General features: G+C 41.9%; 14 protein-coding genes and 1 pseudogene. 14 read left to right on the forward strand and 1 reads right to left on the reverse strand.

Translation table 11 applies throughout. From position 1 onward, the window contains the following. Positions 1–3 precede the first annotated feature (3 nt). The gene (locus HYW21_03260) at positions 4–996 is read left to right on the forward strand and encodes a hypothetical protein (GenBank protein MBI2548344.1); all 993 of its coding nucleotides are present in this window, start codon (positions 4–6) and stop codon (positions 994–996) included. A 156-nt stretch (positions 997–1,152) separates the two neighbouring features. Here HYW21_03260 and HYW21_03265 read toward each other — a convergent pair. Next, positions 1,153–1,415, reverse strand: a pseudogene (locus tag HYW21_03265) (hypothetical protein). A 267-nt stretch (positions 1,416–1,682) separates the two neighbouring features. On the opposite strand from HYW21_03265, the gene HYW21_03270 reads away from it, so the two are divergent. The 13 genes from HYW21_03270 to HYW21_03330 all read left to right on the forward strand — a co-directional run bounded on the left by HYW21_03270 (position 1,683) and on the right by HYW21_03330 (position 23,974). Continuing rightward, positions 1,683–2,255 (forward strand): nucleotidyltransferase domain-containing protein, encoded by a 573-nt coding sequence (locus tag HYW21_03270; protein ID MBI2548345.1) that lies wholly within the window; start codon positions 1,683–1,685, stop codon positions 2,253–2,255. Beyond that, on the forward strand, positions 2,245–2,745 hold the full coding sequence (locus tag HYW21_03275) for a DNA-binding protein (protein MBI2548346.1): 501 nt from the start codon (positions 2,245–2,247) through the stop codon (positions 2,743–2,745). Before HYW21_03270 ends, HYW21_03275 begins: the two co-directional genes overlap by 11 nt. Next, positions 2,742–2,942 carry a hypothetical protein gene (locus HYW21_03280; GenBank protein MBI2548347.1) on the forward strand — a complete coding sequence of 67 codons (201 nt, stop codon included), beginning with the start codon at positions 2,742–2,744 and terminating at the stop codon, positions 2,940–2,942. The genes HYW21_03275 and HYW21_03280 overlap by 4 nt, the downstream gene beginning before the upstream one ends. Positions 2,943–3,369: 427 nt before the next feature. Then, entirely contained in the window at positions 3,370–6,855 is a 3,486-nt protein-coding gene (locus HYW21_03285) for a hypothetical protein (protein ID MBI2548348.1), read from the forward strand. 179 nt (positions 6,856–7,034) lie between these two features. Beyond that, entirely contained in the window at positions 7,035–19,025 is an 11,991-nt protein-coding gene (locus HYW21_03290) for a hypothetical protein (GenBank protein ID MBI2548349.1), read from the forward strand. 40 nt (positions 19,026–19,065) lie between these two features. After that, positions 19,066–19,584, forward strand: coding sequence for a hypothetical protein (locus HYW21_03295; GenBank protein ID MBI2548350.1), 519 nt, complete (start codon positions 19,066–19,068; stop codon positions 19,582–19,584). 30 nt (positions 19,585–19,614) lie between these two features. Continuing rightward, on the forward strand, positions 19,615–20,670 hold the full coding sequence (locus HYW21_03300) for a hypothetical protein (GenBank protein MBI2548351.1): 1,056 nt from the start codon (positions 19,615–19,617) through the stop codon (positions 20,668–20,670). A 32-nt stretch (positions 20,671–20,702) separates the two neighbouring features. Further along, entirely contained in the window at positions 20,703–21,191 is a 489-nt protein-coding gene (locus HYW21_03305) for a hypothetical protein (GenBank protein ID MBI2548352.1), read from the forward strand. After that, entirely contained in the window at positions 21,188–21,862 is a 675-nt protein-coding gene (locus HYW21_03310; protein MBI2548353.1) for a hypothetical protein, read from the forward strand. The genes HYW21_03305 and HYW21_03310 overlap by 4 nt, the downstream gene beginning before the upstream one ends. 215 nt (positions 21,863–22,077) lie before the next feature. Then, on the forward strand, positions 22,078–22,962 hold the full coding sequence (locus HYW21_03315; protein ID MBI2548354.1) for a hypothetical protein: 885 nt from the start codon (positions 22,078–22,080) through the stop codon (positions 22,960–22,962). Positions 22,963–23,074: 112 nt separating this feature from the next. Beyond that, positions 23,075–23,338: a hypothetical protein gene (locus HYW21_03320; protein ID MBI2548355.1), complete on the forward strand. Its 264-nt coding sequence runs from the start codon at positions 23,075–23,077 to the stop codon at positions 23,336–23,338. Between the two features lie 2 nt (positions 23,339–23,340). Then, positions 23,341–23,589: a hypothetical protein gene (locus tag HYW21_03325; GenBank protein ID MBI2548356.1), complete on the forward strand. Its 249-nt coding sequence runs from the start codon at positions 23,341–23,343 to the stop codon at positions 23,587–23,589. 109 nt (positions 23,590–23,698) lie between these two features. After that, entirely contained in the window at positions 23,699–23,974 is a 276-nt protein-coding gene (locus HYW21_03330; protein MBI2548357.1) for a hypothetical protein, read from the forward strand. Positions 23,975–24,330: the final 356 nt, after the last annotated feature.

Here is a 24,330-nt window from a genome sequence, read left to right on the forward strand (position 1 = left end):
ATTATGCAAATAACCATTAATATTGAGAAAAAGCACGTGTATCTTTTGATTGGAACACTGGTACTCTTAGCAAGTATTGTCCTTGTTGTTGCTACCGGATGGACGTCAGGCACGTCGTTTCATGATATTCTTTATGCAAACACTATTCGGGCGAAAGATCAAGGCACAGTAACTGTCAATGATGGTTTGACTGTCGAGAGTGCAGCAAGAGTCAACGATGGTTTGACAGCGGATGGTCTTACGATAAATCAGAATGCGGCTATTGCTGGAACCCTTACTGTTGGAGGAAGAACAACTATTGGTGGGGTACTCGACGTTGCTACCCTTCAGCCCGCCTCATCGTTACTTACTGTTTCTTCGGATCTGAAGATTACCGGGGAGTATAATGATGTTCGCTATATCCGTATGGGAAATAAGAATCCTGGAACCTATTACTATCTACGTTTTTTAAGTGATGATATAAGTCCGAATTCAGGAGAGGGACATTTTGGTGGAATTATGCACAACGTTAATGATCCAAACTTTGGAGATGGAAATGATTTTACTATTTTCAGCTATGGCAACAGAGACATCTGGTTGTATCCTTCGGGAGGGAAGGTTGTGGCAAAGGGGAATACTGAGGTGGAAGGTACTCTTACTACTGGGAAAACTGAGGTGAGAGGTGATCTTACTGTTACTGGGAAAATACAGAGTCTTCATGTTTTTGAGTCTCTGTGTAATGATGGGCACAAGGAAAGCGGTGAATGGAATGACGAAGCATGGTGTGGAAGCGAAAACGAGTTACTTACCGAAAGTACTTGTGTGGTTTTTGTTCGTAGCTTTAATCAGAACGATGATGATACTGACCCTATTAAAGGTGGATGGTGTGAAATTGAACAAAACAGGCTTGTTGGCCATATGTTTACCAGTGGAAGTGATGGTGATAATACTGCTGCGAACATGATCTGTGGTGCTCTATGCGGCTCAGCGTTAATCCAACATGGGGAGTTGAGCTAGTTAAACAGTTTCTTTCGTGTCTGAACAACGCTTGTTTTAACGAAACTGTTCAGCCTGAACGTTCTAACGTTCAGAAATAGCAAAAAGTGAAGCAGGAATAAGGATTTTACAATATGAACAGAGACCGTAATCTTTTTTGCTGAAACTCCTTGCTGATCATAGTTGATTTGTCACCCTGTCACCAAAGTATACGCCAAGCTGGTTTACCATCTGACTCCAGTCTCTGACTGTCTGCCGTTTCTCATATGAGTCGATAACTACCAGGTACAGCAGCTTGAACAAATCATCTTCTATTTTTAGAAGCTCAAAATAATGGCTCCATGACAATTGGTGAGACAGTGTCTCACTTTTTTGGTATTTCAGATAAAACAGCCTCATAGATATATCAGATTGCTTTTGCTAAACCCTTTCCCATACATCAGTTTCAAGTCTTTAGAAAGGTTTTCTAAGAGTGCTGAGAATTAATCAGTGCAGAATAATAATTTTTTCTTTTCATAAACCCCACCGAATAAAGAAACACTTGCACATACTTATAAATATTCTGTTTACTGGCGGTGTATGGGAAAGTAATTCTGTAATCCGGTGTCGTCAAAAAACCAAAAATTAATTAAAAATACTCCAAAAACAGAAGCAATCACTCCAAAAACAGAAGCATTTATAAATGAGCTTGTCTAACCATTATCAAAATGAAGCCGGAAGAAAAGGTTTACAAGGCGTATTTTGAAAGTAAGAAAAGCACCCTTTACTTCAATGAAATAAAGGGGTTGTCAAAACTATCAGACAGCTCTTTAACAAACACGTTAAACAAGCTTACAAAAAACAACACTCTAACCCAAGAAAAAACAAAATCAAACACGTTCTATAAAATAAAAGATAAAAAACTGTTTGCTTTAAAATTCTCAGAAATTGCAATACAAAAATTTAATGAGCTAAATATTGGAGTAAAAACACCGTTGAGAAACTTCTTAAGAGAAATTCCTAAAGAAGTCTATACCATTGTTCTTTTTGGATCTGCCTCAAGAAGAGAAGAACAAAAAGAAAGCGATATTGACCTGCTAATAATCTCAAACAAAAAAATAGACTTAACCGAGAATAAAAAAGAGGCAGAAATAACTTCAAAACATCCAATTTCAATATTCCAAGCAACCATCAGCCAATTTACCGAAAACAAAGACGATATCGTCATTCAGGTAAGAAAAACAGGCTTTCCAATTTACAAAGAACAGAATTTTTACGAGGTAATGTTAGGTGAATATTGAAAGATTGTTTGATGATAAGAAGTATTTGGAAAATGAACTAAACTTTTTCATAAGAAAAAAGCATATCAAGAGAATTCCAGAAAACAAAGAATTAGTAAATTCCCATCTCAAAAAAGCAAGGCATAATATAGAATTTTACAAATTAAACAAAGAGCATCATAAATTCAATGACTGGCTTATTGTAACTTTATACTATGCACTTTATCATTCAGCGTTGGCATTAATAACAAACAAAAGATTTTCCTCAAAAAATCATTATGCAACAATTCTCATCCTCGTAAAAGAATACCCTCTAACAAAAGATGAAGCAAAATTGTTAAATGAATTATCCATAAATAAAGATGATGCAGAGCTTTACACTCAATTAAAAGATGACAGGCACGATGCAAGTTATGCAACAAATATCAAATTCAACCAAAAAACAATAGATAACTATGAAAATAAAGTCCTAGATTTCATCAACAAAACAGAAGAATTGATACAAAGATGAAAAAACTCATTGCCGATAATGAAAGTTTCCATAAACTGCTTGTTGATGGGGTGAGTATTCCAATCTCAAAAGGCGGAGAAGAAAGGCACATTATAGTCAATCTATTTGATTATAATAACCTCGAAAATAATGGATCCATGACAATTGGTGAGACAGTGTCTCACTTTTTTGGTATTTCAGATAAAACAGCCTCATAGATATATCAGATTGCTTTTGCTAAACCCTTTCCCATACATCAGTTTCAAGTCTTTAGAAAGGTTTTCTAAGAGTGCTGAGAATTAATCAGTGCAGAATAATAATTTTTTCTTTTCATAAACCCCACCGAATAAAGAAACACTTGCACATACTTATAAATATTCTGTTTACTGGCGGTGTATGGGAGCAAGGTAATTCTGTAATCCGAACGTTCTAACGTTCAGAAATAGCAAAAAATGAACGTTTCGATCGAAACCTTTATAACTAAGAATAGGCTTTAACGGTTTGTGAACAGGGAAAGATTTCGATAATAGTTTCCCTCTACATTGTACATGGATGCCGCAGCAGTTAACGAGTACCTTGTTGATTTTCAGAAGAAGGGACTGAGAGGAGCAAAGGAAAAAAGATTCTCTCTGTTCCCCTTTGGAAATGGCTACTGACAAAAAAGTAACTTATTGGAAAAGAGGGTCCATGAAAGCACAAATAACGATGTTTATGATCCTTGGTATTGTTATTCTGGCAGCCTTTGGTTTTGTCTTTTACGTGAATGAAATCATGTCTCAGATACGCTTGCAGCATAAGGTCGACCAAATCATGGAAGATGTATTGGAGACAACAGCGCTTGATTATTATGTGACGATTTGTCTGGAGTCTGCAACTCAAGAAGCATTGGCAATTGCAAGCTTGCAGGGTGGGCGAATCTATGAAACACAAATCCCAGGAACAAAGCAGTTTCAAGGTCCACCTTCCTTGGCGTATGGTTCTTTTGTCCTTCCCTTGAACATGTCTCAAACAGTTTTTGGTGAGAACGCAACGCTGATCAATGTGAGTTATGGTATTGCCCGCCCTAATCTCACCGTTAGTCAATGGCATCCCGACGTGCCATACTATCCTTATTTGCAAGACAGTTATACATTCCTCGTTGAGGATCCTCAAGCTTATGATACCCGATACAAAGATACCTTGGGTAACTTTAGACGACCAGAACATATCCTGCCAGCACTCTGTGACCGCTATGGTATGAATGCACTCCAGTCCTTCAATTATAGCGCTAATGGAACGAATTATACAGTTTGGGTTCGTTGCCGCGAGAGCTGGTTTGATACCGTCAATACCAGCGACCATTCCTCTATTCAGGAACAACTCCAATTTGCCATTGCGAATAAAACGCGAGCATGTGTTGACTTCCCTACCTTGTCAGCCTATTTTGGCCTAAACATCACTGAGGGAAACATTACCAGCAAGATTCTTTTCTCTGATGCTTATGTAGATTCTTACCTTGATTATCCCTTAGTGTTTTCAGTTGCAGGTCGTGAGCCCATCACAAAATTCTTGACTTTTGCCACTCGTCAGAATATTCGTTTTATGTATGTTTATGACACTGCTATGCAGATCATTGAAGCAGATACCAACAATGTGTTCTTTGATATGGTTACTGATGCCTATTCATTAACTCGAGGAGGAAAACCTTATCTCCAAGAAGGCATGACGGTTTTTAAAGAGGTTCAGCCCTGTAAGCGCTATGATCTCTGCCCACAAACAGGAAATTATTCTGACATCTATGTCATCCAGGATAACAACTCGCTTATTGATGGAAGGCCTTTGCGCTTTCAGTTTGCCATTGAGAACAGAAAACCCGCGCTTAATTATATCACCTTTAGCAATTACTCAGGAGTGTATGATCTCATTCTTCGCGAAAATGAAACTATTGTTATTGATCCCTATGCCTATGATCCTGATGAGGATTTTCACTCCCCGCTGTTTTTAGACCTCTTCAATAGGACATATATGCTTGATTATTATGTTTATCGGGGCTGGAAGGAAGACTATGATGAATGGTTTGATTTCTCCTGCTGCATTCCTCCGATTGGATCAGGAAGTGTTAATTGTACTGATGACACTCTTGCATCTCAGTGTGTTGTTCGTAATCTCAATGCACCACAACAATGGTCTACCTCTTCACTCTTCCAACAGACCAGCCGTTCTGCAAATTACAATCTTACCTTGAATGATACCGGTCCTCATGAGGTGAGCGTCTATGTCTTTGATGAAGAGAATGGGTCTTTTGATTATCAAGACATAACCATCTTGGTGATGGACACTGCACAGGCACGACCAAATGGGTCAAATGAGTATGATGACATCCCTGATAATTATGCCTCGATCGAAGATCGCTATATTCTCGATGCTACACGCTCCCTTGCCGTCTATAGTCCAACAACATGGTTCATGTGGTTTGATGAACAAGAGGCAACGTACCTCTATCAGGGTCCTGAGCCATTGGTTACCATTCCTCAAGGAGCTACGATTCTGAATATGTCCTCGTATCCCTTTACTCGTCCTCTTCCAGGTATTGACACCAGTCCTCTTAATCACACTATTAATCTCTCGGTAAGCTCCTTGGGAAGCCCCTTTCATTCTGCCATCATGAATGTTTCGGTGTTTTATTGTTTACCTCATCGAACTGAAACAGCATCATTTCCGTACCATAATCTTTCCCTTGCTTCCTATGTTGGGAGAAATTACAGCTCTTTAGATGACCCATTCCAAGCAAATCATGCCTGTTGTAGTGATGATGCGGTTATGTATGGAAGTTATACGTTGGGAAACAGTTGCTTTACCTACGAGGAATACGGAAGTCATTATTCCTTTAACAATGATCTTTTCCTTGCCTCATCGTTGCCCGTGTCACCGTCGACGTATACGGTAACTTATTATGACTTGGCCGGTGGCCAAATTGCACAGGGGCCTATCACCCTCCCGATCATGCTGCTATACCCTTACGACAATGACCTCTATCAACGATCATTTGAACGCAGCTGTGATGGTACTCGCGGTAATGTTTGTCAGGGAGCTGCAGACGAAAAACGGGAAAGTATTGCAGAATGTCCTGACAAACTAGAACCATGGTATGATGAACGTTGTTCTGGACCAGAAGAAGCCTATCGAAACACGGCAAGTGCAACGCCCTTAGCATGTACACAGTATATTACAGGAAAAACCTTTGAAAGCATCTTTCAAAATGGTCAGGGAAACTGCAGTCATGATCGTGTGTGTACGACTGGCTCTGGTGCGGGAAAGTACCATTACAACACCCCTTCAGGTCGATTTTCTTGTGTTGGTCAATGTGGGAGCTCGGGAAACTGTGATTATGGAACAGCATGTTACTGCGATCAGAGTTGTGGAGCGAACTCGTACTGCAATCAGAAACAGCCAGGATATCGTATTGGCAGGTGTGACCAGGTAGGGCAGGTTTATTTTGAAGATAAATGCACGAATGATTGCCTGTTACAGGATACCACGCCTGTGTTTAAATGTACGGGCAGTTGTTCCTGCACTGAACCACAATGCGACGGTCATGTTGCAGGGGATGCGTTAGGGGTCTGTAATCGTGCAGGAACAACCTGGTTTGAGGATCAGTGTACGAGTAATGCAGGAGCTACGGACATAACCACTATTTGTAAACTCAATGCAGCAACCTGTGATGACAACAATGTTGCTGTTCGCGGTGTACGGATTGCTGATACTTTTTGCAATGGCCAAGCTCCGGGAGCGGTGTTTGGTTCAGGATCAAGGCTTGAGCAGGGATGTGAATTTGATTGTACTGGCGTGAGTTGTACACCTTATGCCTTTGATCCATTAACCAAAACCTGTCATGACCGGTCAACTGCTACAGGTCTTCAGCATTGTGATGATGCCTTTGGTTGGGATCCGGAGAGCAATCGTTGCCTCTCCTGTACTAATAATAGAGAATCTGGTGGGGATGCCAGAAATCTTGGTACGTGTGAGGCAGATGCTGGAGAAGGGAACTGCAATGCAGATTCGCTTTGTGATGAGCTGTCTCCTGGGAATTCGTGTGGAACAGGCATGACCTGCCAGACAGACTGCCGTTGCCGGAGTGGGGCAGGAAAATAAGTTCTTGCTTTCTGCATTCTCTCCATGATTCATGACGTTCTTTCAACGATTTCTTACTCGGCTTATCGAAGAGAAAGAAGCAAAGATATATAAATAAGTGCTCATTTAGAGACCAGTATCTTTAGGGATCATCATCCTGCATTTTTCATGGATTTGCAGGAGAAAAAAGGGGTTATGCCATGCATGGTTTTAGAAAGTCATCTTTCCTTTTAGCAGTTACGGTACTTATCGTTGCTTCAAGCCTTTTTTTGTTGGATAGTTTTCTTCCTTTTTCTGCTGCTGATGAAACCGGTTGTTGTTCTGGGTTAAGTGTTCCTGGCACCTGTGTTGAAGAGTCTACTGAAGGAGAATGTACGAACAATGGTGGCCAGTTTTACCCAGGTTCATGTGATGACGTTCCTGATTGTGAACGAGGATGTTGTTGCCCCCCTGGAGAAGAATATCTCTGGCAGGAATACAGACTTTCTTGTGAGGGTGAGGGTGGGGAATTCAATACGACAATTCAATCAAGACGAGAATGTGAGAACTATTGTGAAGGTACCTATCCTTCTTGTGATCCAACCTGTGGTGTAACAACAGAGACTTGTTGGTGTGGCGAAGAGCTTCTTGACTCAGGGAAGTTCTGTTGTCATGCGTACGGGAAAGCAGAGTCATACAGTAACCAGCCCGATTGTCAGGCAGACTGTCAGCCATCCCTTCCTTCCTGTACATACACTGCATGTCAGGGCAGTCAACAGGATTGTCTTTGTGGCTCTAACCAAACTGATGGTAGTAATCCCTGGTGTTGTATGGCTGATAATGCCGTTTTCTCTAATCAGGCAGATTGTTCTGCAAGTCCACGATGTAGCGGACTGTCCTACTGTAGTTACCAGCCTTCTGGCACGTGTTGCCCACCGGGATATGCATGTCCGGGAATTGCCTATGCAGGACCTTTTGTCGATTGTAGTGGAGAATGTTGTGATCAGCCATGTGCAGCAGTAGAAGAAATTGATTGTACGAATAATCTCAATGATGATCCAACCATGGATGCGTTTGTTGATTGTGCTGATCCTGATTGCAGCCAGGAGGACTGTACTGGTTCATCCTCTCTAGGATGTAATTGGCAGAAGAATAATGGTCCAAGCCAGGTGTACTGTTGTGGTTCAGAAGCACGTGATTGCGATGGCAATGGTTATAATGAAACCTGTGGTTCCTGTCCGGTAACCTGTTCAGATCTTAATGGAGATGAAGTGGGATGTCTCGCAACCAAAGCCTGTAGCTGGTGTCCTGCAGGAAGTTGTCTTGACCTTGGTGTGTGCGGAGCATGTTACGGTTATCCACGTGCTGTTGAGTACACCTGTAAACAGGAGTGTAGTGCTTATGATGAAACTGCTTGTACTACTCCGGAAAATGCCTGTTTCTGGTGCCCTAACGAAACAGTTAGCTCACCATGTGGTGATGACTGTGTTGCCTGTGCAGGATATCCTAATCTGAATCCTAGTCTTCGTGAGTGTGTTCCCTACATTCCTGAAGGGTGTAGCCCACCTCCACGACCACAGATCATGTTATTGAGTTTTGTTGAAGAAAACCAACAACGACAGGACCAAATCTTGGTGGAGTGGCAGACTGAATGTAGTGGTGAGTACAATGTCTACCGCTGTTTGCCCGGCATGGGGGAATGTAGCGATATTACAAACCTCGAAGAGTATAAAGCCTTACCGAACGGAAAACGGAATGCACTTCCACTAACAGAAACACCGTTTACCGATTCATTTACCCTTGCTCATACCGATCACTGTTATATCGTTGAGGTAAATGTCTCTGGTCAGACGAATTGGTCAGAACCCTTGTGTATTAATTCTGGCGATCAAAGCTGTATAGATTACCCCAATCAATGGTGTGATCGAGAAACCAATGCGGTAAAGGATTGTTGGATTACGGACAATACCAATACCACCTTTGAGGAATGTGGCGAAGGAGAGTACTGTATGGGTCCTTATACATCCTCTTATAATGAAGCAAAGTGTATTGCCAAAAGCCCTTGTGAGTTCTGCCAAGATCCCTTGGGAGTTTTTGCAGATTATGGAAGTAGTACTGTTGGTGATAGTGAAGCGGCTTTGTGTTTAGAGGTTGACTATTGTTACTACGATACATCATTAACCACAGCAGATTACTTTCATAACTGTAGCCAGGTGAGCAGTTGTTATGATTACCAGTCAGCCTTTAGCTGTTTACAGAATAAATGTATTCCCTCGCAGGCATGCCAATGGGAACCTGGAGAAAATCCTCCCTCGTTGTTGTATCCAGCCTATCTTGAGTTAGGCGTTGGTGTTTGTAAGCCTGCAGATACAGCGCAAACAGACTGTGAGCAATGTTATGATCCAGTCAATAATGTGTACGGTGCCTGTACCAATGTCTCGTGCATCCTCCAGGGAGACTACACGTCGCTTGATGACACTCAGTGTCTTCCTCTGGATTTCAATCATAATGGTATTATTCAAAATTTGGATCCAAAGGAGTTGGATCTCTGTAAAGCCCGTGTGGATGTTGTTTGCCGTGATTATCAAAGCAACGAAACCTGTGAGGGTTTGTATCCTAACAATAAATCTGTTGCTGTGGATACTGGCCTTTTAGGGGATAACCACCTACTCCAACAGAGCAATGATGTTGTTGGTATTGGATTGTGTCGTTGGTATTCCACCTCTGAAACAGGGCGCTGTTTTAAAGACGCGGATGGTGACACCAGTGATGATAACATAAACAATAACTATGACCATGATTTTACTCCCCCGGTTACCCAAATTATCCCTGATGGCATGGTTGATGGCGCTGTCGCAAGGATCAATTTTAGTGTCAATGCCTATGATGTGATTGATGGCGTTGTTTGTCAACCTGATTATCCGAGTTCTACAGAAACCCGATGTAGTGGTATACAAGAAACAAAGTATTTCTTCAATGAAACAGAGCCGAGTGATTATAAGAATCCCCTTGTTGCAAGAGATTTTGTACTAAACAACGAGATTGATGAAGAATGTGGGGGATCAGGACTACGAAGGTTGTTTATTGCTTCTCGTGATAAGAGTAATAATCTCGAGGTCGTTCGAACCTATCAATTTTTCTGTGATGAAGAGGGTCCTGCTATTGATGTAAACTTTGCTGTACAACCAGACCCTGAAGAGCCTTATGACAGCAGTAATCTGACGGTTACGGTAAACCTTAATGAACCTGCCCATTGTGTTGATACCTTAACCTTTGGTGAGAAAAGCTGGCAGAATTTAAGTTATGACGATGACTATGCAACCAGTTTTCGTGTTCAATATCCGCAAGATTCAGTGACAAACCCTGAGCAGGGATTGTGGGACGGTGAGTATCTTTATAGCATTACTTGTTCAGATAAACTCGGAAATCCCACCCAGCTTAGGCCTTCTCCTACGGTCAGAATTAAGGCAGATTCCCGCATCTTGAACGAGTTGCCCAATCAGACCCTCAATTATACCGATGTCAATTTGAGTGTTATGACCATAACTGAAGATGCAGAGTGTCGTGCAGCAGCTGTTGCACAACCGTATGAACAGGTAGCTTTTGACGACATGAATTACCTTTTTACCAAAGCAGTAACTCCGGTTAACACGACGCATTCATATATCCTTGACGTTACTTCGCTAGGTGGAGAGCTCAATCGACAGTATCATTTTGATGTCAAGTGTAAGATGACTCTGAGTGCAAAAACGGTTATCGCTGACAGTGTCATTTCCTTTGTTGTCGACCAGCTTACTCCTGTTGTTCTAGTGACAACGGATGAGCGAGCAGGAGAAACATTGTTCAATTTCAGCAAGTGGTATACTAACAGTGGCGGCGATGCTGCTACTCTGTATTTCAGGAGCAGAGACCTTCCTGCTCTTGGCGATCTTGAACTTGGTTTTGGGGTGAATGCAACCGATTATTGTGGCATGAATGATGAAGGGGGATGTTCTCCAGGAATCTGGTTTAACCCCGACTCTTACTACACCTTGTTTGAGTATACGCAACAGGTCTGTTACCATGCCAAAGAGAACATAGCGGTGGATTATCAATCGGGAAAAGAAATGGGTGGTCTCATTACTGAAACGCTCTGTAATGTTGTTCTTGTTGATCGGCGTGATCCTTCGGTTAAACTCAATACCGTTACGCCATCAAAGCAAGTCGGTGATTATTATGTTGTTGGCGCAGAAGAAGAGGGAGTAACCATCTACGGTTGGATTCTCGACGATGTCTACAGCCGCTCACTCTGGCCAGACCTGAGCGAAGGAGATCATGTCCTCGATCCCTTGTATGGTGAGGTCACTGCATTTTCAGATTTTGTTCTTACGACAAAGCTCAACATAACCCATGTTGACCCCCTCACCAATGTTATTAGTATGGACATTAATTTCCGCCAAAATAGTAGCCAATATTATATTGCACGGGTTAACACCTTTAGTACGCCTAATGTTATCCAGCTCTTCCGGTATGATGGACTAACAGAAACGCTTCTTGCTACAACGGAGGTTTTGGATGTAGACTTCAGTATATTGCACAGCCTTCGTCTTGTTGCGGACGATGCATTGCTGAACTTTACCTTTGATAATCAGAGTGTTTTCACCACTGACCTGACCTACTCCTACGGAACCCTGAGCATCTCACTTGCCGAACCAGAATACGGCATTACTCTCCACGACCTTTCCATTAGAGATTTGTTTAAACAACTCTACAGTCAGACCAGCTATGGCGTAAACATAACCAACAGTAATCAGGAAGTGTACAGCAGTGCGAGCGGATCAACAGATGCAGACTCTTATTTCATGACTACCCTCGGACTTGATATGAGTGATTACCACAATATCATTTATGTTGGTGGCAATGATTCCTCAGGAAGGTATACGGTAAACACGTATCAGGTGTATCGTGATGATTATCCTCCGTCATTTTGGAATGCCAATATTACCACAGACTTCTCTGGGCGGATTGATAGCGACGCGCCCAATCGCGTGGAGCTTTACTATGGGAATGCCCTGAACTTCACGGTTAATGTCACCGATAGTAACTGGACAAAAATTGTTGATCGAGTAAATTTGTCCATCTACTATGATAATCGCTCTGGAGATTTTGTTAGCGATCTGCAGATGGTCTACCGAGAGGGACTATGGCAACATACCATCCTTCATAATGGTTCCCAGTATCTTGACGAGGCAAACCGAACAGGGAATTATACCGTCGTGTATCAGGCATTTGATGCCTTTAATAATTCCGCTACCTACGAACAGTGGTTCTTTGTTCTTCCCGGTTCAAAATTCCAGCAAGCAAACATTACTACTGAGGGAACACGCGTTGATAACAGTGAATCATTTGGGTATCATGCTGACGTGGTGGAATATGGAAGCCCGGTAAACTTTAGTGTTGAGCTTTTCAATGATCTGTGGATCGGCGATATAACCAATGTTAGTCTTTACCTAGATTACCACGACATGAAGCCTGAGAATTATTCTGCATGGATGACCTCTTCTGATTTCCGTCACTGGAATGCTGGAATACCGTTTGATAAAACGATCTATTTCCCTTTGGCAGACAATTATACTGTTCTCTACACTGCCTATGATAATTACGGTCAAAACCAAACCTTTGCGCAATGGTTCATCGTCAATGACACGATTGCACCAAACTTTACCATGACTATTTTTGTGGATGAGCTCTTCACCAAGAACACGACGCTTGTTGGGTGCCAGCCAGAACCGCGTAATTACTGGGTTGAACTTGTTGCCTCTGAGCCAATCAAAGAGATTATTGCGTTTAGTTATACTGCTTTAGATGAGACTATTCCACTCGCATTTCTGAACACGGTCGATAATACAACCTTCATCTATCGCATGCTGGTTCCTCTAGGTCCCTTTTATGGCTATGAAGGCGGCGCATTAATGACGGTTGTTGCAAATGATACTAGGGGACATCAGGGAACAGGAACACTAGGATTTACTCTTGACTGTGCTGCACCCCCTGAACCGATTCTTGAACCTTCATGGTTCTATAGAACTCCGTACTATTACGATATGTATCCAGACTACCTCTACCGTGATGGATGGCTAACCTATTACACCAATAAGGATGTGCTGTTTATCACCGGAACAGCAACAGCTGACGCTGCAAAAGTAATGCTGAATGTTAAGCCTGAAACATCCATACTCAAAACGAGCACTGCCATAAATCACTCGGTAACACTTTTAGAAAAAGATGCAACGGTTTTTGATGCTGCACAAGGCGAACAACTGATTACCCTTCCCTATAGTTACCGTTATTCTGCTTTTAATAGTACCGAGAATTTTATACAGTTTGCCAATCATAACCGTGAAGCATACGGTGCTTATAATCTGCTGTATGCCATTACCGCAGTCTCGTGTATAGAGCCATACTGCCTGTTGAATATTAGCCCTGCTCTTGAGCAAGAACTTACAGGGACGACTGCAGCCGCGCATAGCAGAAACGTTTTGCCCAGCTGGTTTGGTCTCTCTACTCCCACATTTAAGGGTAATGCAGAAAATCTCTTCTGGGCAAGTTCTGTTGATGAACTTAATAACACCCAGGAAGGAGTTACTATTTATACCGTCTTTAAAGATGGAAATCCCCTGCAACTTCTTGCGTATTCTCCCAGTGACGGAGAGAAGATTAATGGAAATCCACGAAATATGAGCCTCTATATAGAGGACTCTGGATCCGGATTAAAGGAAGATGCATTCATGCTTACCATTAATGGAACGTCTCTCAACGAGACCTTACTCTGGGATGATTTTACCGTTACAATCTCTGAAGAGAGTCTAGCATACAATTATACATTTAATTATCTTCTTCCTTCCTTGCAGGATGGCCTTTATGCGGTTGCGCTTATTGTAGAAGATAGGGGAGGCAACATGCTTGCTACATCATGGCAGTTTGTTGTTGTTGCCAATGCCCCGAATCAGCCGATCTTAAGCGTTGAAGGTGCCTACTCGTCTATAGGGAGTTATGGTGAATTACAGTATCTCAACCATTCACCCTCATTGATGAGTCTCGAGTTTACCGATACTGAAAACATAACCCTGACGGCATACGAATTGTTGCCCGAGAAACCATTACTCGAAGTAACAACAGCAGACAATCATACCTTTACGCTCGTGCCACGGACAATGCTTGGTGAAGGAGATCATATCCTGAACATCAGCGCTCAGAAGCAGTTATCCGATGGAAGTTTAGGGCCTAATGGTACGTGGGATTACCTCATTTTCCTTGATAGTACTGCTCCTGACTTTACCTTGCAACTGAGTAAGCCAGTCATTGCTTCTGGTCTGAATTTGACTGTAGGTGCGAACTTGACTCAGACTGAGGCATACGAACTCGAGGAGCGGAATCTTACATTTACGAGTGAGAGTTATATCATGGATTCTATTGAGTTGGGGAAATATTATGAGGAGACCTTCCCTGTTCCCGAGGTTGAGTCTGGGATTTATCCTGTTGTTGTCACCTTAACAGACCGTGCAGGAAATAGTGTTACCAAGGAAAGTATGCTTACGGTTGATAATGAACCGCCAGAGATAACCATAACTAGTGTAACCTCTCCAGGAGCAATTCGAGAAATTACGCGAGGTGAGCTGTATCAGATTGAAGCTGATAATTTTGGGGTAACGGTTCACGGGACATATACTGGTGAGGATGTTGTTGCGCTTTTTGCCGAGGTTGATCCCTATGCAGCAGATAATTTGACGATTACTCCGGAAGCAGGATTCTTTTCATTGAATATAACCCTTATTGCTGAAGGTGAAAATGCCATTACGATTTTTGCTGAGGATGAAGCCGGAAACAAGGGAGAGGATAACGTTATTGTCCTTCGTTTGGATTTGAATGGCACAGAAATCCTTCAGGTTCCTCAACCAAGATTTGGTGTTGCAAGCCAACCCATTTATGGTCTCCAGTTGATTACCAGTCAGGCAGCAACCTGTCGTTATCACAGTGGTAGAGGATACGAATGGGATGAGAAACACAGCTTTGATGAGCCGAATACAAATGTAACTCTGCACACTAAGCTTGGATTTGATCTCTTTAGAAACATCCATGAAGGAGCTCCTTACCAGCAGTATCTTTACGTTACCTGTCAAGATAGTTATGGTAAATCTACTGATGACATTCCTTTACCCTTATCATGGGACAATACGACGCCAGTCATTCTGGAATGGGATCTAACCAATGTCAATAGAAACAATGTTATTGTCGAGAAGAAAGGGGTTTATGCAACTAATCTTACCATACAAACTGATGATCTGGTGCGATGTAAGTACAGTCCAACAACAACCCGATATGTAGAGATGTTTCCCTTTGATTCCTTTATCGAGCCTAATGACTTCCCCAAGAAAACGCTGTCCCAAACCAGTAAACACTATTTCGGTCCTTTAGAGGATAATACCTTCTACAGTTACTTTGTAGTCTGCGAGAATGGTATAGGATTATTAACAGCACCAGCACAAATTAATTTTTCAGTGAACAGCAGTGCTTCCTCTGATATTGAAATTATTCATCCGGAAGATCAGGGATTTGTTCCCACTCCTGATGTTTTCTTTGAAGTTGAAACGTTACGCCAAAGTAGCTGTCGTATCTGTGGCACCAGAGAACCGGGAAATATGGATGATTGTGAAACACCACTGGCAAGCATTGATGGTTATACTCATACCGGCACGATCCTTGATGTTGATGAAGGTACCCATACCTATTATGTTGGCTGCAATGACAGTTTGATGCCCTTTATCTATACCTCAACAACCTTTACCTTAGATCTCACGCCACCTCTCTTTGGAAGTATAACTACGGATAACTGTAGTTGGTCCCTCATTAGTTTAACAGCGTCATGGAACTTTACCGAAGATCTCAGTCCCATGACCTATCGTTATGCGATTGGAACCACGAGACAAGGAACTGATGTGGTGTCATGGACCGAGGTTGGCTCGAATACAACCGTTACCGCTACTGATCTATCATTGCAAGAAGGGCAGTTATATTATTGGAGCGTCGAAGCTACGAATGGGGCAGGGTTGAAGAGTTACGGCTACAGTGATGGCGTTCGCATTGACCAGAGCTGTAAGCCTATTACGGTTACGCTTATTGAACCGGTATTTGGCGTAGCCAATCATTCTCCTCCCTTGTATGTTGAGGTCCATACAGGCGAAAACGCTCAGTGTCACTATGCAACGAGCGACATTCTTTATGCCTACATGGATCCATTTGTTTCAGAAGGACAAAAGCACTATGTAACGAATTATGACATCCAAACCGGGATGATCGAAGGACGGAAATATCCTTTTGTGGTCAAATGTAACCTCACCGAAAGCAAGGTTGTCAATGAGCGTAGTCCTGCCTGGTTTAATCTTTCATGGGACACAAACAAACCGGTTATCCAGAATGTTAGCTTTAGTAACACATGGGGTGGTGTTATTGTTGAATATCCATTAGCTACGAACTTAACGGTCGTTACTGATGATGATACGCGATGTAAATATGGCATTGATAACGCCGATTATAATACCATGATACCCTTTGATGCTTTTACAACCATCCAGCCCATCAATATGCAATTGTTTGATGAGCGTACACTTCAAGATAATAAGAGTTATCGCTTTACGGTTATCTGTGAAAATGGCGCACGATTGGTTTCAGATCCAGCTACTATCACACTAACAGTTGATACTCATGCCCAGGCAGACATGACTATTTATCAACCCCCAATATTAACGTCCAACATCAGCCTCGTGTTCAGAGTAAGTACTAATAAACGGGTCAGTGGATGTACTTATGGCAATACAACAAATCCAACAACGCCGATGAAAGGCTCTGGTAAAGAATGGTACAGTGATCCGGTGCGGTTTACTGAGGGAAGATACACCTACTATGTCCAATGTCAGTTTGAAACAGCTGGTCCACTTGAAGAAACCCTCACCTTTGCTGTTGACACTTCAAAATCAGGAAAAGCCAACATCACGACATCTTATAAAGATAACTGTGCATGGTCCTTATCAACAATTGCAGCCAGTTGGATGGCTGATGATAATCTCTCGGGCATTGCTGCTTATAATTATTCCTTAGGCGTCTATCCAGACAAACCAGGCATTACCAATTGGACGACAACGACCGGAACAGGAGCAACCATTACTGGATTAAACCTTACCAATAGATTCACCTATTATTGGAATGTTATTGCCCAAAATGGCGTGGGTATGTGGAGTGATGTTGCAAATCTTGCAATCAAAGTGGACACCACATGTCAGCCACCAGAAGCAGTCAGCTGCCGTGATGGTATTCAAAACCAAAATGAAACAGACGTTGATTGTGGCGGTGAAAATTGCGAACCTTGTGAAACAGGAAAGAACTGTGATTACGGTTCCGATTGTCTGAGCGATTACTGCAGTGCATCAGGAAAGTGTATTGAGAAACTTTGTTCAAATGATGAAAAGGACAGCAATAACTCCGAGACCGATGTTGACTGTGGTGGCGAGAACTGTGAGGCTTGTGTTGATGGAAAATCTTGTAAGACAAGTACTGATTGCCGAAGCAATTACTGTCAAAATGATATCTGTAAAAAAGCAACCTGTAGTGATACGGTGAAGAATGGATTTGAAACAGATATTGACTGTGGCGGTTATTCCTGTACGAGTTGTTTAATGGGTCAGGGATGCTTTGTGGATAATGATTGTTTGAGTGGTTATTGTGCAGCGCTTAACAAGACCTGTGCTCTTGCAACATGTAGTGATTATATCAAAAATCAAAATGAAACCGATGTTGACTGCGGCGGTCCAAATTGTGGAAAATGCGCGGAAGACCAATCCTGTAATCAAGATGCTGATTGTGCTTCAGGAAACTGCCGTTATGGTCAATGTGGCATGGGAACATCACTGGATTCTGACGGCGATGGCATGCCTGATGATTGGGAGAGGCAGTATGGACTTGATCCACAGACCTATGACAGAGATAATGATTCTGATGGAGATGGCATGACGAACTATGAGGAATACATTTATTTTGCAGACACCCAACGTCCTATTAGTCCAACAATAGCAGATACTGATGGTGATAGTTACTCTGATGGACAGGAGGTTCTTGTTGACCTCACTAATCCCATTGATCCTAATGATTTCAAACAATCAAGCATCTGGGGTTTGGTATGGATTATTCTGTTGGTTGTTCTCCTCCTTGGTGGGGCAGGTTATCTTGGTTATGGGTATTATCAGAAACATGTCCAGCATCCGATTAAGAGGCCAGTACTTCCTCAACGACGAACCTTAACTTCTGAACAACTTCGCCAGCAACAGGTCAAGAAGCAAGAAGTGGTTCAAGAACGAACTGAACAGAGGCACCAAATCTTGGAAAAGTTTGGACCTCTTGGAAAATTACCCGAAAAATTGCCACTGGTATGGAAGCGCCCTTCTGGAAAAATAAAAGATCAGGAAAAAAAGGAAACAGCATCAACTGTTCAAGACTATGTTACGCTTGACGATCTTAAAGCATATGTCGAGAAGAAAAAAACTATCACGCCAGGTTTTAAGAGTGTCAAAGGCCTTGCACAGGGAAAGGATGTTTTTGAAGAGCTTTCCAAGGTGACGGGGTTGTCAAAGAAACAGTTGAAAGAACAGGTTGGTGCAGACATCTTCCAGGAGCTTTCTACTATTTCAGCATCAGGAAAAGATGCAGGTCACGAACTTTCTGAAAAAAAAGCAGGGATAAAGATCGATGGAAGAGTGGGAGATAAAGTGAACACTGGGACAACAAAAGAGATAAAAGAAGGGACAAAGGCAGATATTTTTGAGGAACTCCGGGCAATGGTTGGCAATAAGTTGGAAGAAAATATCCTTGATCAATTGGCAGAACTTGCCCAGCTCAAGACTGCGAACACTGAAGATTTGTTCTCGGTATTAAAGAGTGTAGGAGTTGACAAGAGCAAAGAGGAACGGAAAAATGTCTTTAAGGAGATCTTGAGTTATTTCTTGAAGCTGGACAAGATTACCAGAAAAGATGTTAATGATGTCTTGCTAAAGCTTAGCGAAAAAGGAATTCTCTCTAAGAAAGATATTGCTGACGTGATGTTTGATCTTCATACCACCATGGGACCTTATGAAACGACTCCTCAAACAACCTCTGCTAAAACAACGCAAAAAGATAAACCATAATGCGTTTCGTTAAAAATAAAGAGTAGCAGCCTTCCACGTTATGAAAACCATGCAAAAAAAAAGCCAAGCCCATACCCAAATTATGATGTATATCTTTGCTATGATTATTGTTAGTGCTGTACTTCTTTATGGGTATCAAGCAGTTAAGGGTTTTATGAGTCAAACAAAAACAGTCGCCTTAATTCAATTTAAAAATGATTTTGCTGCAACCGTAGAAACCAGTACGGGTTATGGAAGCGTAACTAAAAAAGTACTCGATGTTCCTGCTGAATATACCAAAATCTGTTTTGTTGATCGTGAACATTCATCACAGGCTGAGCAAACAGATCTCTGTGATTCATTGGACATTACTGCGTATGAGCCGCTTATCTGTGATGCATGGAAATCAAGTGATCCAGCCAATGTATTTTTTGTTGATAAACTCATGAAAGGATCATTTAATGTCAATTATCTCCGTGTTCCTGATCCAGGCTGGCTGTGCCTTACGCCGGTTAATGGAAGGATTACGCTACGATTAGAAGGACAAGGCAGCTATACGCTTGTCAGTTCTTGGCAATAAGTTCTAATAATAGATGAAGCAATTAGACAAATGAGTAAAAAAAAAAAGGGCGAAGAAATGCAATTCCATTGGATTTTTATCTTAATTATCGGAGCCATTATCCTTATCTTTTTCGTGAGTATTGTGCAAAAACAAAAATCCGTTAGTCAAACAACCATTGATGCGCAGATTAAAGTGGATCTGAGAACGATCTTGACCAATGCAATGGTTAGTGATGGAAAAACCTTTGCAATTACCGTTCATAACACCCCTGTTACTTATTCCTGTGATGGTTTTAAGATTGGCAATCTAGAACCCTTTCGTCAAGGAGTGATGTTTGCTCCGAATCTCCTGCAATCACAGTCAGGAAAGATTATTGTGCTTACCAGAGATTGGGCAGTACCTTTTACCGCAACCAATTTTGTCTACCTAACCTCTCCGGAAATTCGTTATATCTTTGTAAGTGATGCAGAGGGTTATGGTCAAGCACTCTTTGCAAGTATGCCTGACAATATTACCAAGGAGATGAATACAACCAGTATTGGGCAGACCGCATCACAGAATCATTATAAAGTAAGGTTTATCATGGTAAACAGGGATCCATCTTTGACGCTGTTTTCTACTGAACTCAAGGATATGCCTGATGAAGATGTTACTGCTCTTGTTATTACTCCTATAAACGGTGGTCTTGAGGGATATGGAACTATTGCGTTTTATCAAAAGCGTGGTGCACAGCTTATCTACCAGAGCAATGCTTCTTATCTTAGTAGAGAATCTCTGCTTGGTGCAATGTATAGTGATACTCCAGAGACCTACACCTGTGCTATGAATGAAGCCTTTGCTAAACTTTCCATTGTGACTACAGTACTGCAAAATAGAACAAGAACCTTGTGGGAATATCACCAAAGCATACTGACAAGCAATTGTGAGGATTATTATGAAGACGCCTGTTGCCGTGTTCCTTCAGGGTCGTCAATCCTTGAAGGAATGGCTACTGCTTCAGACAGATTTACGGCAGCAAACACAGAACGCCTTTATCAACTGTCCCAAGAATTAGAGACACAAAATAAATTGGTGCAGTTGTACTCTTGTCCTGTTATGTATTAGTACACAATGTAAGATTACTTTACGGTGCAATGATGATTTTCAATCCCAAAAAATCTCAAGTTAAAATTGGTGAAACTGTTGCTGTTTTGTTTATTTTCTTTATCTTGCTGCTCTTTGGACTTATCTTTTATTCAAAGATTTTTACAACGAAGACACAGACACAGATGCATGAGAACTTCCAGCAGCGTGCTGTTGAGATAAGCCAAATTGCTTCTTATCTTCCTGAATTACGTTGTAGTACGACAAACATTCCTACCTTAGACTGTATTGATATACTCAAACTTCAAGCGTCTGATGCTATCATGGAGGAAAATAGGCTGCGGTATTATGATCAGTTTTTCTATAGTACGATCTCTGTTGAAGAAATATTTCCTTCTACCGGGCAGGTATGGGTACTTTACAATACCTCGTACAATGGATCGACGATTGTTACCCGAGTTCCTGTCTCACTACTAGACGATTCAGTGCATCCCCAGCGTTATAGTTTAGGCATCCTTGTCGTGGAGGTTTATCAGCGATGAGCACAACTTCATCCAAAAAAAAGGTTAGCAGCATCAGGGCAAGGTCCCATCACATTATTGAATCCAACCGACAAGGGGGATGTCCCTTACGGGGAATGTCGGCAAATGCAGATAACATCAAGCACTTTGAAGCTGCTAATCTGAGCGGAGCGAATTTTTGGATGAAGTTGACGAGAAAAAAATCTTTGAAAGCACAGATTGAAATTCTCGGACTCTTGATGGTTATGGTTTTGCTTTCGTTAGGGATGTTATTTGTCCTTCGATTTGTGCTTCTTAAACCCGCTGAAAATGTCCAAGCAACCTTTGCTGATGTCGAGATGGCACAGAACATGATTACCTCATTGTTGAAAGTAACGACGACGTGTAAAGACTTGAGTATGACTGAGTTGCTTGAAGATTGTGCCCGCTATGAAAGCATTGATTGCGGTGATGGAAACACCTCGTGCAGTTATCTCAACAAAACCCTTCCTCTTATATTCAACCAGACCTTTGGCATATGGCATCGAAGGTATACCTTTAATGCAACCATTGCTACCATTCCTCCGCAGAGTGTTCTTAGTGTCGATGGCAACTGTTCTGCTGCTGCATTAAAAGAAAAACCCGGATTACAACCCCTTCCTCTTGCTTCTGGTGCCCCGTTAATGATCCGCTTGGATTTATGTAAGCCTTAAGCCCATCTTATCCAGTGTGCCCATACATTACTCGTAAACATTGACGCCCTTGGTTCTATAATAGAGGACAATAGTATTTACTATGTTTTTTCCTCTATTATATACTAGAAAACCTAACAAATAATATTAAAAATTTAGGTTTTCTATTATAACAGGTTCTCGATTTACACTAACCTATAACAAAACTTATATAGCAGAAATATGTTTACCTTATCATGGTAGGTGTTTTTGCACGAAGTTGGGAATTGACCAAGCTTAGTTTTCGTGTTATGCAACAGGACAAAGAGCTCTTGCTCTTTCCCTTATGTGGAGGTATCTTTTCTCTGCTTTTCATAGTAGTCATCTTATTTCCCACCATTATCGTGCATCTTATCAATGGTGTAACGCAGGAATATGGGTTGTTGGAATACGGACTCCTCTTTTTTACGTACTTAGGGCTGTCCTTTATTGCTACGTTCTTTAATGTCTGTGTTGTCTACACGACAAAACAGCGTTTTTCAGGAAAGAATGCAACGTTTACCGAAAGTCTCGGATTTGCCCTGAAAAAGCTCCCTCTTATTTTACAGTGGAGTCTTGTTGCTGCTACCGTTGGATTACTCTTGCGTATGCTTGAACAGCTAGGTCAAGGTCGAGGAAGAGGTATGGCTGTATTTACTCGAATATTGGCATCTCTCTTTGGCATGATGTGGAGTATTGTTACGATCTTTGTCGTCCCTGGTATGGTTTACTACAATCTTGGTCCATTTGCAGCCATTAAACGTTCTTTTGAAATCTTGCAGAAGACCTGGGGAGAGAGTTTGATACGGTATTATGGTCTTGGATTGATGGAATTTCTCTTTCTTATCCTTGGGTTTATTATTGCCGTAGTTCTTTTTTTCGCTCTTTCAGTATTTGGACTGGTAGGCATATTTATTGCTCTTACTTTTGCGGTGCTCTATTTCTTAGCAGTCATTCTGATCTTTAATGTAGCGAATAGCGTCTTTAATACGGTCCTTTTTATCTATGCTGATACCGGTAAGGTTCCTAAGGGATATGATCCTGAAACACTCAAGAAGGTGTTTCAAGGACGCCCACGCCATTTTGGTGGCATTGTTCCTTAAGGTCATGATAACCTTTTCGAGCATTTAAAAACGATAACAACCTTTATATATACCCTCCTCCTTAAGGGGTTATTCGATTCAGAAAACGCTAACAAGCGAAGAGGTGGTATTCATGCACAAAAGAGCTCAGAGTCTTTCATTAAATGTTATCATTGTTGCAGCCTTAGCATTACTTGTTCTTGTGGTCTTAGCGCTTATTTTTACGGGTAAGATTAATATCTGGGGAAGCCAGGTTAAGGACTGTGTTCAGAATGGCGGCGAGTGTCAAACAGGTCCTGATTGTGAAGAGGGTTTCCGTAACTACAATGCATGGAAATGTGCTGATGAGAGCGGTGAACCAACCGATGAAGTCTGTTGTTTGGAATTGAGTGTTTAGGTATGACAAAGGCTCAAGGATTAAGCCTTAATGTGATTGTTATTGCAGCTCTTGGCATTATTGTGTTGGTTATTTTAGTGGTTATTTTTTCCGGAAAAGTCGATCTCTTCGGGAAAAGTTTAACCAACTGTCAGGAAAAAGGTGGTACGTGCAGTGGCTCCTGTGGACCTGATCAGTATGTCATCAAAAACACGAACTGCAATAATGATAAGGATCCGACAAACGATCTGTGTTGCATGCCCCTAGCATGACGTCACAACAGATAGATGACGTCAACAGAGAGATGACGTAAACTGATATGACGTAGATAGAGTAGAAGTCGGGTAGTGGAAGTAATAAGTAGGTTATGGTGATGATCCGATGTACAGAAACAAGAAACAAACCAAAGCCCAGGGATTAAGTTTAAACACCATTATCATAGCTGTTTTGGTCCTTATTGTTCTCATTGTGTTGGTTCTTATCTTTACTGGAAAGATCAGATTGTTTAGTGCTGATCTTGAAAATTGTGTTTCAAAAGGTGGACAGTGTCAGGCAAATGCATGTCCTTCTGGTTATGCAAAGATTCCCAATAGTGACTGTGAGAAAACACCAGATGGAAGTCCAACCGGAAATGTCTGTTGCATTCAGATATTGTAATTCCTCTAACGTAAAGTGTTTATTTCAGCAAACTTTTACAATTACAGCGCCGCTTATGGCAGTGCGACGGTCAAAACCTCATATCTTCGGTTTTGTCCTACGAGCCCAGCTCCGAAGGAGCCAACCCTCGGCTCGTCGCACGCCTTATGGGCGCTGACGAAGGGGGGGACGCCCCCCAAACTTTACCGAAGTTTGATCAAAAAGGTGCAACATAAAGTTGCACTTCGTGGCCTTCGTGTTGCCTGGATAGCCACGGCGAAGAGCTTTATGCTCTTCCTTGCGTGTCAACTGAGCGTAACCAGTTGCGGGGTACTTCGTAGGATTTGCCGAGCAAATCCGTCAGCCGCCATCGCTGT

This window comes from Candidatus Woesearchaeota archaeon (assembly GCA_016187565.1).
In the GTDB taxonomy this organism is placed as follows: Archaea; Nanobdellota; Nanobdellia; order Woesearchaeales; family JACPJR01; genus JACPJR01.